Consider the following 14332-nt stretch of genomic DNA (forward strand, 5'->3'; position numbering starts at 1 on the left):
ATAATGGATATTTCTACTTTTGAATGTATTGACGGTCACACTTGTGGAAATCCTGTGAGGTTAGTGGTCAAAGGGGGACCAAATCTTAAAGGTGAAACCATAGGTGAAAAACGACTGCATTTTCTTAGGGACTTTGATTGGATAAGAACTGGTTTAATGTTTGAACCTAGAGGTCATGATATGATGAGCGGCAGTATACTTTACCCACCTCATAACCCCGAAAATGATATTGCTGTTCTTTTTATAGAAACCAGTGGTTGTTTACCTATGTGCGGTCATGGTACCATTGGCACTATTACTATTGCTATTGAAAACAATTTGATACGACCAAAAAAGAAGGGATTTGTTCGTCTGGAAACCCCTGCTGGGCTAGTAAAGATTGAATACAGTCAGCCCAATGACAAAGTAGAATGGGTGAAACTAAATAATGTCAAGAGTTATTTGGCAGCATCTGATTTGACAATTGATTGTCCTGAACTTGGAGAACTCGTTTTTGATGTTTCTTACGGAGGTAATTATTATGCCATATTTGACCCTCAAAAGAATTTTTCTGGAATGCACAATTTTTCAGCGACCCGACTTGTTCAAATTTCAAAAGAATTACGAACAAGAATTAATGAAAAGTATCCTAATAAATTTGTTCATCCTGAAAATCCGGCAATAAATTATGTAACTCATATATTATGGACAGGTAAACCTTTAGATGAAAAATCTTCCGGCCGTAATGCAGTTTTTTATGGGGATAAAGCAATTGACCGTTCACCATGCGGAACGGGTACTTCAGCACGTTTAGCACAGCTATATGCTAAAGGCAAATTAAGCTTAGAAGAAGATTACATTCATGAAAGTTTTATTGGTTCAACTTTCATTGGTAGAGTAGAAACTGAGGTAGAAATTGATGGTAATTTAGCAGTTATTCCAAGTGTTAAAGGTTGGGCAAAAGTTTATGGAAGGAATACGATTAATATTGACCCAGATGATGACCCTTATGCTCATGGTTTTCAAGTAATTTGATATGTCTAAATCAGTAGTTATAATAGGTGGCGGTGTTGTTGGTTTATGCTCTGCATATTATCTTCAAAAGGAAGGTTGTAAGGTTACCGTAATTGATAAATCCCCAATGAATGCTGGTGCTTCGTACGTGAATGCTGGTTATTTAACACCTAGTCATATTATACCTATGGCCGCCCCTGGTATGATAACCACAGGTCTTCGATACATGTTTAATTCTTCAAGTCCTTTTTACATGAAGCCAAGGTTGGATCCCAACTTTATCAAATGGGCATGGAATTTTAAAAAATCGGCTACACAAAAAAACGTGGATTTAGCTATTCCGGTTATAAAGGAAGTAAATGTTTTGAGCAGAGAACTTTTTACTGCAATAAAGAATTCAGGAGATTTGGGGTCTTTTCATTTGGAGAGAAAAGGTTTATTAATGTTATATCAGACTGATAAAGAGCGGGACCATGAGCTAATCGTATCTGAAAAAGCTAAGTTTTTGGGTCTTGAAGTTAAAGAGCTGGATAAAGAAGGTATTTCAAGGGTTGAACCAAATATAAATATTAATGCGAAAGGCGCTATTCATTATGAATGTGACGGTCATAGTACACCGTCCGAATTTATGGCCCGAATGAAAGCATATCTTGAAAATATTGGAGTTCATCTAATAAAGAATCAAGAGGTTACAGATGTTATAATGAACTATAAAAAGCCGTGCGAAGTAAAAACTTTAACTTCAAGTTATGACGCAGACGAAATAGTATTAGCCGCCGGTTCATGGTCAGGAAAACTAGCTAAAAAACTAGGATTGAAACTATCGATTGAAGCGGGCAAGGGATACCGAATTAACGTTCAAAAAGAAACAAATATTAAAATGCCCGCCATTTTAATGGAAGCAAAAATGGCCGTAACTCCAATGAAAGGTTTTACACGCTTTGCGGGTACGATGGAATTTTCTGGAATTAATCATGACATAAGAAAAGAACGTGTGAACGCTATTGCAAAAGGTGCAGTAGATTTTTATGATGGATTAAGTATTTCTGCTGAAGATAAAAATAATGCCCAATGCGGACTAAGACCGGTTACTCCTGACGGGCTTCCTTACATCGGAAAATCAAAAAAACATAAAAATCTTACCATTGCAACTGGTCATGCAATGATGGGTTGGAGTCTTGGTCCGGTTACTGGTAAACTCATTAGTGAGTTAATTTGCGACAAGGACTTAGTGATGGATATTACTCCTTTTGACCCTGAACGACGATTTTAATAGTTAATTATTTTGTTATTTTTCGTTGTTTGGCACTCCATTTGTTTTTCAGTTGTAGGATAACACCGTAATTTCGTGCTATGTTAAAAAATTACAGCTTCACTTTTTTAATGTTATTAGTTTCTTTTCACGTTCTTCTGGCACAAGAAATAAAGATTTTTTCTGTTTCAGATTTTGATCTGAATGGGAATGTAAAAACTTGTACTGTGATAAAAGATTATGGGCAAGAGATTTTCGAATTCAATGAAAATGGTTTTTTGGCCAAATCGACTACCCAATATAATGAGCTAGATAAAGATATTGTTCTCTATACTTATGAAGCTGGAGAGTTGATTGAAAAAAGAATGGAAAGTTATAAAGACAACGAGCTAGATAAGGCAACCTCAATGGTCAATTTTTATGAAGTTGATACTACAAATAATAAATATATTAAGGAGAAAATTATCTCTTTTGATAAAGAGTTTTTTGAGCAGCAAGAGTATTATTTTAATGATACAGATGTTCTAGAAAAAATTATCACATCACATGAAAATGCCGTTGATGAAGTCTTAATCGATTACTCAGAATATAAAAATGAGTCAACACAGACTGTTTTTGAAAATGGAGTTATTGAGAAATCAATTAGAAAATCTTTAAAAAAAACGAAGACTGGTAAACAACTAAATTTAGTTTTAACCAAAGAATTTGTTGATGGTGAACCTAATAAGGCTGTTGAACGGGTTTTTAGTGAAAATGGTAAGTTAATCTCAGAACAAATTTTTCTCCATAGTATCGAAGAAAAAGAGTTTGTACCATCGGAAAATCGAAGTTATACTTATGATGAAGAACAAGTACTTACCAAGTTGACAATAAAAACAAAAAATACAGAGGCGGTTAAAGAATTTATATTTCAATTTGATGATAGTGAGCACAAAAACTGGGTAAAAAAGATTATTACGCCTGACAATACTTATGTTACAAGAAGAATAACATATTACCCTAAAGAACTAAATACTGAAGAGAAACCAGAATAATTTAATTTAATAAGTTCTTTAAAAGCTCAGGTCTAATTTCATGACCGCCTTCAAAGTTTATAATTTCTGCATTTTCACCAAAAAGTAATTCAATTTTCTCACGCTCAAATTTTAAACGTGTTTCATTTAAATATTTATCTGTATTACCATAAATGAAGGTAATTCTAGTTTTTTTTGCATCAATAAATTCAACTTGTTTAGCATTTATTTCATTTGGAATTCCACCTGCATAAAGAACTAGTTTACTACAATTAATTTGTTTAAATATCATCCATCTCATAGCTATGGACACCCCTTGTGAAAATCCAAAAAGTATGAGATTTATATTACTGGGAATTTTAATGGAATCATATACGGCATCTAAATAAGAGAGAAGATTTTCTGTTTCTTGCGTCGTATCTTCTTTAGTCAACCAACTAGCTCCAACATGTTTAAAATCATCTTTTAAATAATATTTTGAAGGTGCTTGTGGGCAGATAATAAAATTTTCCTTCGGGTTTAAATTCTTGAAGTGCTTAAGAAAATAACGGCTGAGATAGCCCATTCCATGAAAAACGAACCAAACATTCTTCGTTTCTTCATTTAATTCATTTAAGGTTTCAAACGAGTTTTTATGTACGTATGATACTTGATGCTTATTTAATGCCATATTCAAAAGTAGTGGCTATTTATTGAATTTGGAATACGTAATTTTACATAAAACTCATTATGGAAGAACATAAAGCGAAGATTTTAGCTGTTTGTAATCAAATTAGCAAAGGAACTTTAATGGAAACTTTGTCAATTGAGTATGTAGATGTTGGTGAGAATTTTTTGATTGCAAGAATGCCAGTAAACTCTAAAGTATATCAACCTGATGGTGTTTTACATGGAGGTGCTACGGTAGCTTTAGCCGAGAGTGTCGGTAGTGCGGCCTCTTATATATTTCTTGATGGTAATGAGTTTTATGTTAGAGGAATTGAAATAGCCGCTAATCATGTGAAAAGCATTAGTGAAGGTTATGTTTATGCTCGAGCCACCATTATCCATAAAGGTAGAACTACTCAATTATGGGAAATAAAAGTAACCAATGAAGCTCATGAATTAATTTCAAATTGTAAACTCACAACTATTGCACTCCCCAAGAAAAATTGAGTTTGAAAGCTTAATTAAAAAGGTTGAAAATCATAAAAATGATAAACTGCCTTTGGTAATGTATTGCCTACCTGGTGATACAGTAATTCGTGCCCTTTTTCAAAAAGACGACGTTTTACATCATATTAAAGACTTTAAAGAAAGAGGGTTCGTTTTTGCACCTTTTGACAATTCTCTACAAACCATAGTTTTAAAATCAAATACAAGCTACATATCAGATTTTGAGGTGTCTAATCAAATAGAATCTGGAAAAAAGGAAGTTGTTACGAATGATGAAGCATTTCACCTTGAACTAGTCAAAAAAGGTATTCAAGAAATTAGGTCAGGAAAGCTTAAGAAAGTTGTGTTATCAAGACAAGTACAAGTAGAAACAGAAAAAAACGAACTTTCGATTTTTAAAAGTGCCCTACATAAATATCCAACTGCTTTGAGATACTTATGGTATCATCCAAAAGTAGGTACTTGGATAGGAGCCTCACCGGAACAATTATTAAAAGTTGAAGGTAATCAAATTCATACCACTTCTTTAGCTGGAACATTGCCGGTTATTGATAATAATAATCCAGAATGGAGCCAGAAAGAATTTATAGAACAACAAATGGTTACTGATTTTTTAAAAGTAGAAATAGCTGAATTTGTGAATGATATAAAAACAACTAAGGTATCTTCTGTTAAGGCCGGAAAACTATGGCATCTAAAGACAAATATCACGGCTGATTTAAAGAGTTTTGATCAATTAAAGCCTCTTCTAAAAAGAATTCATCCAAGTCCTGCAGTGTGTGGAGTTCCAAAAGATTTGGCCAAAAAGTTCATTCTTGAGTACGAATCGTATAGGCGAAATTATTATACCGGCTTTTTAGGAGAACTAAATTTAACTCAAGAACATTCTACTTCATTATACGTAAACCTTCGTTGTATGAGTCTTGATGCAAATCAAGCAACAATTTTTATTGGCGGGGGTATAACAGAAGCGTCTAATCCCGAAATGGAATGGCAAGAAACCAATAATAAATGTCAGACCATGTTATCACTTCTTTGATGTTCTAACAAAACATTCGCTTTTCATACAATGAGTCCTTATTTTTGTATAGCATGAAGCAATCAAGTATACCATCGGCAAGAGTCGTCGTTTCTGCCTTTAAGTCAAAAGGAATAAAGCATATTATAATCTCGCCTGGATCAAGAAATGCCCCCCTGACCATAAGTTTTACAGAAAACCCTTTTTTCAAATGTTATAGTATTGTTGACGAACGTAGTGCTGCTTTTTTTGCTTTGGGTATGGCAATGCAACAAAAGGAACCGGTTGCGGTTTTATGTACCTCAGGAAGTGCGCTTTTGAATTATTACCCAGCCGTGGCCGAAGCTTTTTATAGTTGTATTCCTTTGGTCGTGGTTTCAGCAGATAGACCTCCTTATAAGATTGATGTTGGAGATGGACAAACTATTCGTCAAGACAATGTTTTTAATAGACATATTGGTTATTCGGCTAATTTAAAATTGGATGTTAATCATGCCATAAACCGTTTGAAAAGGTATGCACCTAGTTTTTTAGAGCTGTCTCAGCAAAGTATTATAAGTTATAATACTCAAGAGTTAGAAAAGGCTTTGAATTGTGCACAAAAAGAGCAATTGCCTGTACATATCAACGTACCGTTTGAAGAACCTCTCTACGAACTTATAGATATAACTGTTGAAGAGCAGGATAGCTTAACTAATCAAGTTTCGACTCATGATGAATTAGGCGCTATTCAATCTTTTCAAGAATCTTGGAATAATGCCAAAAAGAAAATGGTTTTAGTGGGGGTTAACCACCCTAATGAAATAGAAAAAGAATTAATTGATTTGTTAGCTGAAGACCCATCAGTCATAGTTTTTACAGAAACAACCTCAAATTTACATCACCCTAATTTTTTCCCTAGTATTGACAGTATTATTTTTCCAATTGAAAAGTCTAATCTTTCTGAAAACTTATTTAAAGATTTACAACCAGAAATTCTACTCACTTTTGGGGGGTTAATAGTTTCTAAAAAAATAAAAGCGTTCTTAAGACAATACCAACCTAAGCTTCATTGGCATGTTGATGAGGTCAAGGCCTATGACACTTATTTTTCATTAACCCACCATTTTAAAACAAAGCCAAATTTGTTTTTAAAAACCGTATTGAACAACCAATATACTTTTAGTGATTATTTTGAAAAATGGAATACAGTAAAATTGAACTATCAGAACAAAAGGAATAACTATTTAAAAAAAGTTCCTTTTTCTGATTTTTTAGTATTTTATGAGTTGGCTAAAACAATACCCAAAGACTACCAAGTGCATTTAGCAAATAGTTCAAGTGTGCGCTATGCTCAACTATTTGACATGGATGAATCTGTCACGGTTTTTTGTAACCGCGGCACAAGCGGAATTGATGGTTCTACTTCCACGGCTGTTGGAGCATCAGTTGTTTGTAATACACCAACTTTATTAATTAGTGGCGATTTGAGCTTTTTTTATGATAGTAATGCTTTATGGAATAATTACATTAAAAAAGACTTTAGAATTATTATCATCAATAATTCAGGTGGCGGTATTTTTAGAATATTACCTGGGAATGATGATTCTGAAAAATTTGAGACATTCTTTGAAACCTCTCATAAGTTAAGTGCTTATCATATTAGTAAACAATATGGTTTTGATTATCAAGATGCTCGCGACGCTAGTTCTTTAGTCCAGGAATTAAAAGAGTTTTATGAACCCTCAACCACTCCTAAAATTTTAGAAATATTTACTCCTCGAAAGGTGAATAACAAAATTTTGCTTGCTTACTTCGATTTCATATCTTAGAGCAACATTAATTAATTATAAAAGAACACTAACAATTATGAGTAAAAGAGACGAATTAATAGAGAAGTACGCAGCCGATATCAAAGATAAGTTTGGTGAAAAGCCAGATATGGATTTACTAACTAAAGTTGCAATTGGTTTAGGCCCTGCAATTTATAACCTTGACGCTTCAAAAGTGTCTGGCAGCGATGATAAGGAGTTAGAGACTGTTAAGAAGAATTTCCTAATGAAAAAGCTAGGTATGGCTGATAGTCCAAAATTGATGGAAGCAATAAATGCTGTAATTGAAAAATATGGAAAGTCAAATAAAAACAAGCATAGAGCTGTTATTTATTATCAATTGGCTAAACATTTTGGAAAAGAGTCTATTTACAATTAGAAAAGAATTTTTATTTTAACGGAAACCGCAGTTATTTTTTTAACTGTGGTTTTTTATTTGGCGTATTTTTGCAAAATGATTGAGTTAGGTAATTATAATACATTAAGCGTTTTAAGAAGTACTAGTGTTGGTGTTTTTTTAGGTGATGAAGACGGAACCGAGATTTTGCTACCCAATAAATATGTGCCAGAAAACATTCAATTGGATGATAAGCTCAATGTTTTTTGTTATTTGGATCATATGGAGAGGCCAATAGCTACTACATTAAATCCTGATATTCAAAGAAATAAATTTGGATTTTTAAAAGTTGCCGAAGTCAATCAATTTGGTGCATTTATGCAGTGGGGATTAGAGAAACATCTACTTGTCCCTTTTAGAGAACAGCGATTAAAGATGCAGGAGGGTAATTGGTACGTGGTATACTGTTATTTAGATGATCAAAGTTTTAGGCTCGTAGCTTCGAACAAAATAGACAAGTTTTTAAATAATGATAATCTTGACCTGAAAGTAAATGATGAAACATCAGCTATAGTGACTAGAAAAACAGATTTGGGCTGGGAGGTGATACTAGATGATAAATATAAGGGGCTCTTATTTTTTAGCGATGTTTTTAAACCAATTTCAATTGGAATGAAACTCAAGGCTTTTGTTAAAAAGGTAAGAGATGACAATAAGATAGATATTTCATTGCAACCAATAGGAAGCAAAATGCTCGATTCAACTTCTGAGACAATCTATAAGGAGTTATTAGCAAATAATGGCTTTTTGCCATTAAATGATAAGTCTGATCCAGAGCTAATAAAAAACCAATTACAAATAAGTAAAAAAGCCTTTAAAAAGGGAATAGGAGTTCTTTATAAAGAAAGAAGAATTTTAATTAAAGATGATGGAATATATGTTGTTCAAAAATAAACACTTTTCACTATCGCAAAGGTCTCTTGTATTTTCATGTTAGCTATATTTTTTTCTTTGCTTAAAAATTTTACATTTGCATTAGTCCCTAATTTAATCTACTGACCGTTATGTGTTTAAAGTAAAACGCTAAACTAATCCTCAGCATTATGCCTTTTATAGAAGAGAATGATTTGTTGGACCTGCATAAGGATGTCGAAAAATCTCAGATTATTAACGAGCGATTGCTCGACCAGATAAAATTTAAGAACAAAGATTTAAAAAAGTTAAAGATTCAACGGAATGTTTTTGTTGCAATCACAGGGCTTTTTTTAATTGGAACTTTGGCTATAACTTCATTCACAGCAGGTTTAAGCACTTCTAATAGTAATCAGAACAATCTCTTGGTATCAATTGATAGTCTTGAAGCTATGAAAATGAGAAGCGACAATTTAAAAATTCAAAACCAAGAATTAAGTTTGGTAAAAGAGTTTTATTTAGCGAAGGAGTTTTTAGAAAAAGAGACGATTTATTCTGTTCAGGTAAAATCTTTTGTGGAAAATAATGCGACCCTTGCTTCAGAGGCTTTGACAAATACACTATTTGTTAAAACAAATCCTTTCTACGCTTATTCACTCGGCAATTTTGAAACTTTAGAAGAAGCTCAAACTTTTAGAAAGCAATTGGTGAATATTGGCTTTTCAGATGCTTTTGTAGCTTCTTACAAAGACGGCAAACGTGTTAAAATAGAAGCCGCAAACTAATACCGCTTTTTGATTGAATAAACTTAAAGCTTGGATAAGCGCCGCACGACTTAGAACACTACCACTTTCTATTTCTGGTATTTTATTAGGAACAGCATTAGCCAATCAAGATGGCTTTAATGATGTAACCATTTTATTTTTGGCTTTGGCAACAACTATTGCTTTTCAAATAACTTCAAATTTTGCTAATGATTATGGAGATGGTGTAAAAGGTACGGATGATGAAACGCGTATTGGCCCTAAAAGGGCATTGCAAAGTGGATTGTTGACAAGAGCTGAATTGAAATTGGGAATAATTATTGTTGCTTTAATCAGCTTTGTTTTAACCTTGATTCTAGTCTATTATTCCTTTGGTATAGAAAATCTAGGCTATATTCTGCTCTTTTTAGTTTTAGGGCTATTTAGTATTTGGGCAGCTCTAAAATATACAATGGGAGACTCGCCATATGGTTATCAAGGATTAGGCGATGTTTTTGTATTTCTTTTTTTTGGGCTTCTTTCAGTAATCGGAACTAAATTTTTATATGGTAATCAAATAAATTTAATTGATATTTTACCTGCTATTGCAATTGGATTTTTATGTGTTGGAGTTTTGAATTTGAATAACCTGCGAGATGTACAATCTGATAAAAAACATGGAAAAAATACTCTTGTCGTGAAGTTGGGTTTTGAAAATGGTAAAAAGTATCATTACGTCTTGTTAAGCGGAAGTTTTATTTGTTTTTTGAGTTACAGCCTAATTACGTTTCAGTCATTTCATTCTTTTATTTACCTTATCTTTTTCATTCCTGTCGTAATTCATTTTGTTAAAGTTGTGCAAACAAATGAACCTAGAAAATTGGACCCAGAATTAAAAAAACTGGCGCTAAGCACTTTTTTCATGGCATTAGCGTTTTATATAGCGATAAATTATTTTTCGTAATTTTGTTAACCTTATCTAAAAACCACGTTAGTTTTGGAACACCCCATTAAAATATTGATAGTAGAGGACAATGTAATCATCGCTGATGATATGCAGTCCATGTTGGAAGAGATTGGTTATGAAGTCGTAGACAATGTTATTGTTTATGAACAGGCTGTAGAGGTCCTCAAAAATAATCATGTTGATTTAGTATTAATTGATATCATACTTGCATCTGATAAAACAGGTATAGATTTAGGTAAGCACATTAGAGACGCTTACAACATTCCATTTATTTTTGTCACTTCGAACTCAGATAAAGCAACAGTTGAAAATGCTAAAACAGTTAAACCAGATGGATATTTGGTGAAACCATTTGAGCAACAAGATTTATATACCTCTATTGAAATAGCACTTTCAAATTTCAATTATTCTAGAAAGGCTGATAGCAAAGAAATAGGAAGCGGTAGCGCTAATGAAGGTGATAGCTTCATGTCAAACTCTGTTTTAAAAGATTCTATTTTTGTTAAAAAACAACATCTATATTATAGAATTCAATTTGGAGATATCCAGTTTATTAAAGCTGATAACGTTTACCTTGAAGTTAATACAGTTGATAAAAAGTTTTTAGTACGTTCCCCATTAAAAGACTATTTGGAGAAGTTGCCAAAGAACAAGTTTTATAGAGCACATAAATCATATATCGTAAATGTAGATCACATTGATGCTATCAATTCTAAAGATATCATGATAAACAATACTTTGATTCCAATTTCAAAAGATTTCAAAGAGTTTATAATTTCTTCTATGAATTCTTAACTGAAAGTTTTAAATATTAAAAGAAAAAGCATCCAATTTAGGATGCTTTTTCTTTTTTAGGTGGTTACCAAGAACAACTTTTTTAGAGACTTTGGTTTTTGAAATGGAGTTTAAATTGCTGATAAAGAATTTTTCAATTCTAGACTTCTAGAATTTGAATTCTATGAAATGCACGAAAACATCGATTAAATGAATTTTGGTAACGGTAAGGTGTCATTTCACAACAAAAAAAAGCACTTTCACAACATATTTCAATAACAAGATTTGATTCAATTTACTTTTGACGACGTGTTGAAACAATCCCAATCTTCCACTCAAAATATTGAATTAAGACTGTACTATTAAAGGTGCGGTCTTTTTTATTGTAATGATGAAAGTGAGAGGTTTTGATAAATGGCAAAGTGGCATTAACTAATTTTAAGTCTTTTTACCACTTATTTGGGTTGGTTTTACAACAAAAATTTAAGCAAACAAGGGTTACAAGGTAATTTTAATATTGAATTATCTTTTTTGTAGCTAAATAAGGTTAGTGATAGAACAATTTCATGTTGAGTAAAAAAATAGTTTTTGTGTTATCAATTTTTCTCTTTGTAGGGTTAGGGCTTAGTTATGCTCAAGACTCAGATAGTATTGAAATTAATTTATTAGACGACTTTCAAAACGCTCAGTCTGCACCACAAAAAATGAAATTGTTTTATGATATGCCTAACCGGTATATTCAGAACTCAGCATATGACTGGTTAGAGGTAGTTAATGTTTATTTGAATAGTTCTGAAAAGACTAGAGATACTCTAGCGGTTAATACCTATCGCATTATGCAGTCTCAATTGTATAAAGACATCGGGGACTATGATAAAAGTGTTGCAATTGCGAAAGATATTTATACGAATAAAGACAGTTTAGATAAGAATACAAAAGCTTTGGTGCTGACTTTGTTAGACGAAAACTACGGAAAGCTTCAAATGTATGATAAGCAGATTGAGATACGTGAAGCAAAGAAAAGTTTGGGGCTGACTGAAGGAGTTGCCTTTTACGATATCTACGCTAACATGGGCTTGTATAGGCAAGCAATGAAACAATACATTCTTGCTGTAAAACCTACAATACCGGATAATGATTATTTAGCTCTTGCTAGACATCACAATGTGGTTGGTGATTATCTAAGATTAGATAAATCGGCACCAACAGCAATAACAGAATACAATAAGGCTACTGGTTTTTTAAAGGTTTTTATAAACGATAATTCAAATGAAAAAACCGAAAAAGAAATTTTTGAAAGCGAATCGTTAAAAGCAGAAATTGAAGGAAATATTGGCAAGTCATATGTTTTATTAAAAAACTATATTGAGTCTATTCCGCATTTAAATGAAAGTATTGATGTGCTTTCAGAGTATAATAATGAAGAATACGCTGATCAAATTATCGATAATAAACTCTATTTGGCCGAGGCACATTTACAATTAGATAATAATAGAACTGCGAAACGTTTGTTGGAAAGTTCTTTTGGGGAAATGACGGCTCAACAAGAATTAAAGAGAAATAGACTACTGGCCTATTATTATGATAAAATAGAAAATTTCAAAAGTGCTTCATTGTTTTATAAGCGTAATGAAAGAATAACGGATTCATTAAAGGCTAATGAACTTTCTATTCTTAAGCAACAACTTGTGGCTATAGTAGGTACTTCAGATTTGGAGAATTCACGAAAGTTAATCAACCAACAAAAATTAGCCAACGATAAATTTAGAAGTGAAATTCAGGCAAAAGATGAACGTATTAATTTAGTATTCATCTCTTTAGTTTTCACACTTTTAGGTTTTGCTGGATTGGTCTATGCTTATTTAAAAAGTATTAAAAATCAACGCTTAATTGCAGAACAAAAGCATTTTATTGAAAATTCTTTAAAAGAAAAGGAATCATTGCTAAAAGAGATTCATCATAGGGTTAAAAATAACCTTCAAATGGTTTCAAGCTTACTCAGTCTGCAAACAAGAAACACAAAAAGTAAAGCAGCCATTGAAGCCTTAGAAGAAGGTAAGAGTAGAGTGAAGGCCATGGCTTTAATTCATCAGAAGTTATATCAGAATGATGACCTTTCGGTTATTGAAATGCAAGGCTACATTGAAAGTTTAATTAATAGTGTTCAATCTGTTTATAAAAAAGGTGGTCATAACATTAGTATTACCGTTGATGCTGAGGGAACGGAGTTAGATATTGATAGGGCTATTCCTTTTGGGCTTATTCTAAATGAGTTAGTATCTAATAGTTTTAAATATGCCTTTCCGGAAAGTGATGAAAATGGAAAAATCTATATTCACCTAAGGCAAAATGGAGAGGGTGGTTATTTTGAATACGCTGACAATGGTGTAGGGCTACCGGACGATTCTGATGAACGTACGAATTCGTCAATGGGTTTAAGATTGATAAATAGACTTGTTAATCAGCTACAATCAAAATTAAACGTAGATAAAACTAAAGAAGGGGTGCGTTTTTGGTTTAACTACAAGTAAGCTAGCGAACATCACTTTTGAGAACTAGTTTATGTAAAAGTTTTGGAAAAAAACGCTTCACATAGATCCCTTTTACTTCTTTACCACCTATATAAACCTCAAATTTTTCTTTAGTAATAGCGTGTATCATCTTCTTACAAAAAACTTTAGTTGGTAATCCATTTTGAGTGGCATGATCATTACTGCCTTGTGCAGTGCCATCTGCGGTTAAAGAGCTCTTCGCAATATTGGTGTTAACGAAACCAGGGCACACCATAGTTACTCGGACGCCATCTTTTTCATGTTCCATTCTCATAGCATCAAAAAAGCCATGTAAGGCATGCTTTGCGCCGCAATAGCCAGAACGATAAGGTGATGAAAATTTACCCATAAGGCTGCTTACAACAACATAATGCCCAAAATTATTTTTTATAAAATGCGGTAGAATAGCCTTGCTTAAAGCTACAGTTCCAAGATAGTCTATCTCCATAATATGCTTATAAACTTCAAAATTAGTCTCAACAATTAAAGAGCGTTGGCTGACACCGGCATTATTAATGAGAATATCAACTTTTCCAAAAATTGAAATAGCTTTTTGTACTGTGGTTTCCGACCGTTCGAATTCGGTGATATCAAGAGGGAGCACAGTAACTGAATTTTTGTTGATGCAGTTATTTTTAACCGCTTCGAGAACTTCCTTGCGTCGCGCCGACAAAATCAATTTATAATTTTTTTTACTGAGTTGATAAGCTAATTCTTCTCCAATACCTGATGATGCGCCAGTAATCCAAATTACTTTACTTTCCATTTTGTCTAGTTTAAAAACTTTAAGCGTAAAATATAGCTA

The 14332-nt window shown here is 32.8% G+C and carries 14 protein-coding genes; 12 read left to right on the forward strand and 2 right to left on the reverse strand.

Going from position 1 to position 14332, the window contains the following annotated elements:
* Positions 1–3 precede the first annotated feature (3 nt).
* The 3 genes from RM520_RS06760 to RM520_RS06770 all read left to right on the forward strand — a co-directional run bounded on the left by RM520_RS06760 (position 4) and on the right by RM520_RS06770 (position 3279).
* Entirely contained in the window at positions 4–1014 is a 1011-nt protein-coding gene (locus RM520_RS06760; protein WP_311387438.1) for a 4-hydroxyproline epimerase, read from the forward strand.
* Between the two features lies 1 nt (position 1015).
* On the forward strand, positions 1016–2266 hold the full coding sequence (locus tag RM520_RS06765) for an NAD(P)/FAD-dependent oxidoreductase (RefSeq protein ID WP_311387439.1): 1251 nt from the start codon (positions 1016–1018) through the stop codon (positions 2264–2266).
* Positions 2267–2346: 80 nt separating this feature from the next.
* Entirely contained in the window at positions 2347–3279 is a 933-nt protein-coding gene (locus RM520_RS06770; RefSeq protein WP_311387440.1) for a hypothetical protein, read from the forward strand.
* Position 3280: 1 nt separating this feature from the next.
* Here the strand turns inward: RM520_RS06770 and RM520_RS06775 are convergent, their stop codons facing one another.
* Positions 3281–3928, reverse strand: a complete 648-nt coding sequence (locus tag RM520_RS06775; RefSeq protein ID WP_311387441.1) for an alpha/beta hydrolase — start codon at positions 3926–3928, stop codon at positions 3281–3283.
* Positions 3929–3987: 59 nt separating this feature from the next.
* Between RM520_RS06775 and RM520_RS06780 the strand changes: the two genes are divergently transcribed.
* The 9 genes from RM520_RS06780 to RM520_RS06820 all read left to right on the forward strand — a co-directional run bounded on the left by RM520_RS06780 (position 3988) and on the right by RM520_RS06820 (position 13506).
* Positions 3988–4413 carry a PaaI family thioesterase gene (locus RM520_RS06780; protein ID WP_311384965.1) on the forward strand — a complete coding sequence of 142 codons (426 nt, stop codon included), beginning with the start codon at positions 3988–3990 and terminating at the stop codon, positions 4411–4413.
* Positions 4391–5452, forward strand: coding sequence for an isochorismate synthase (locus tag RM520_RS06785; protein WP_311387442.1), 1062 nt, complete (start codon positions 4391–4393; stop codon positions 5450–5452). Before RM520_RS06780 ends, RM520_RS06785 begins: the two co-directional genes overlap by 23 nt.
* A gap of 53 nt (positions 5453–5505) precedes the next feature.
* Positions 5506–7242: a 2-succinyl-5-enolpyruvyl-6-hydroxy-3-cyclohexene-1-carboxylic-acid synthase gene (gene menD, locus RM520_RS06790; protein ID WP_311387443.1), complete on the forward strand. Its 1737-nt coding sequence runs from the start codon at positions 5506–5508 to the stop codon at positions 7240–7242.
* A 37-nt stretch (positions 7243–7279) separates the two neighbouring features.
* Positions 7280–7621, forward strand: a complete 342-nt coding sequence (locus tag RM520_RS06795) for a DUF2853 family protein (RefSeq protein WP_311384968.1) — start codon at positions 7280–7282, stop codon at positions 7619–7621.
* Positions 7622–7696: 75 nt separating this feature from the next.
* Positions 7697–8533, forward strand: a complete 837-nt coding sequence (locus tag RM520_RS06800; RefSeq protein ID WP_311384969.1) for a CvfB family protein — start codon at positions 7697–7699, stop codon at positions 8531–8533.
* A 149-nt stretch (positions 8534–8682) separates the two neighbouring features.
* Entirely contained in the window at positions 8683–9276 is a 594-nt protein-coding gene (locus RM520_RS06805; RefSeq protein WP_311387444.1) for an SPOR domain-containing protein, read from the forward strand.
* Between the two features lie 13 nt (positions 9277–9289).
* On the forward strand, positions 9290–10198 hold the full coding sequence (gene menA / locus RM520_RS06810; RefSeq protein ID WP_311387445.1) for a 1,4-dihydroxy-2-naphthoate octaprenyltransferase: 909 nt from the start codon (positions 9290–9292) through the stop codon (positions 10196–10198).
* Positions 10199–10231: 33 nt separating this feature from the next.
* The gene (locus tag RM520_RS06815; RefSeq protein ID WP_311384972.1) at positions 10232–10996 is read left to right on the forward strand and encodes a LytR/AlgR family response regulator transcription factor; all 765 of its coding nucleotides are present in this window, start codon (positions 10232–10234) and stop codon (positions 10994–10996) included.
* Between the two features lie 569 nt (positions 10997–11565).
* Positions 11566–13506 carry a sensor histidine kinase gene (locus tag RM520_RS06820; protein ID WP_311387446.1) on the forward strand — a complete coding sequence of 647 codons (1941 nt, stop codon included), beginning with the start codon at positions 11566–11568 and terminating at the stop codon, positions 13504–13506.
* Between the two features lies 1 nt (position 13507).
* Here the strand turns inward: RM520_RS06820 and RM520_RS06825 are convergent, their stop codons facing one another.
* The gene (locus RM520_RS06825) at positions 13508–14293 is read right to left on the reverse strand and encodes an SDR family oxidoreductase (protein ID WP_311387447.1); all 786 of its coding nucleotides are present in this window, start codon (positions 14291–14293) and stop codon (positions 13508–13510) included.
* Between the last annotated feature and the right edge of the window lie 39 nt (positions 14294–14332).

Origin of the sequence: Croceitalea vernalis (genome assembly GCF_031846405.1) — a bacterium.
Lineage (GTDB): Bacteria > Bacteroidota > Bacteroidia > Flavobacteriales > Flavobacteriaceae > Croceitalea > Croceitalea vernalis.

Coding starts and splice junctions, on each gene's coding strand:
- RM520_RS06760 (WP_311387438.1), top strand. CDS start 4: ATGGATATTTCTACTTTTGAATGTATTGACGGTCACACTTGTGGAAAT.
- RM520_RS06765 (WP_311387439.1), top strand. CDS start 1,016: ATGTCTAAATCAGTAGTTATAATAGGTGGCGGTGTTGTTGGTTTATGC.
- RM520_RS06770 (WP_311387440.1), top strand. CDS start 2,347: ATGTTAAAAAATTACAGCTTCACTTTTTTAATGTTATTAGTTTCTTTT.
- RM520_RS06775 (WP_311387441.1), bottom strand. CDS start 3,928: ATGGCATTAAATAAGCATCAAGTATCATACGTACATAAAAACTCGTTT.
- RM520_RS06780 (WP_311384965.1), top strand. CDS start 3,988: ATGGAAGAACATAAAGCGAAGATTTTAGCTGTTTGTAATCAAATTAGC.
- menD (WP_311387443.1), top strand. CDS start 5,506: ATGAAGCAATCAAGTATACCATCGGCAAGAGTCGTCGTTTCTGCCTTT.
- RM520_RS06795 (WP_311384968.1), top strand. CDS start 7,280: ATGAGTAAAAGAGACGAATTAATAGAGAAGTACGCAGCCGATATCAAA.
- RM520_RS06800 (WP_311384969.1), top strand. CDS start 7,697: ATGATTGAGTTAGGTAATTATAATACATTAAGCGTTTTAAGAAGTACT.
- RM520_RS06805 (WP_311387444.1), top strand. CDS start 8,683: ATGCCTTTTATAGAAGAGAATGATTTGTTGGACCTGCATAAGGATGTC.
- RM520_RS06825 (WP_311387447.1), bottom strand. CDS start 14,293: ATGGAAAGTAAAGTAATTTGGATTACTGGCGCATCATCAGGTATTGGA.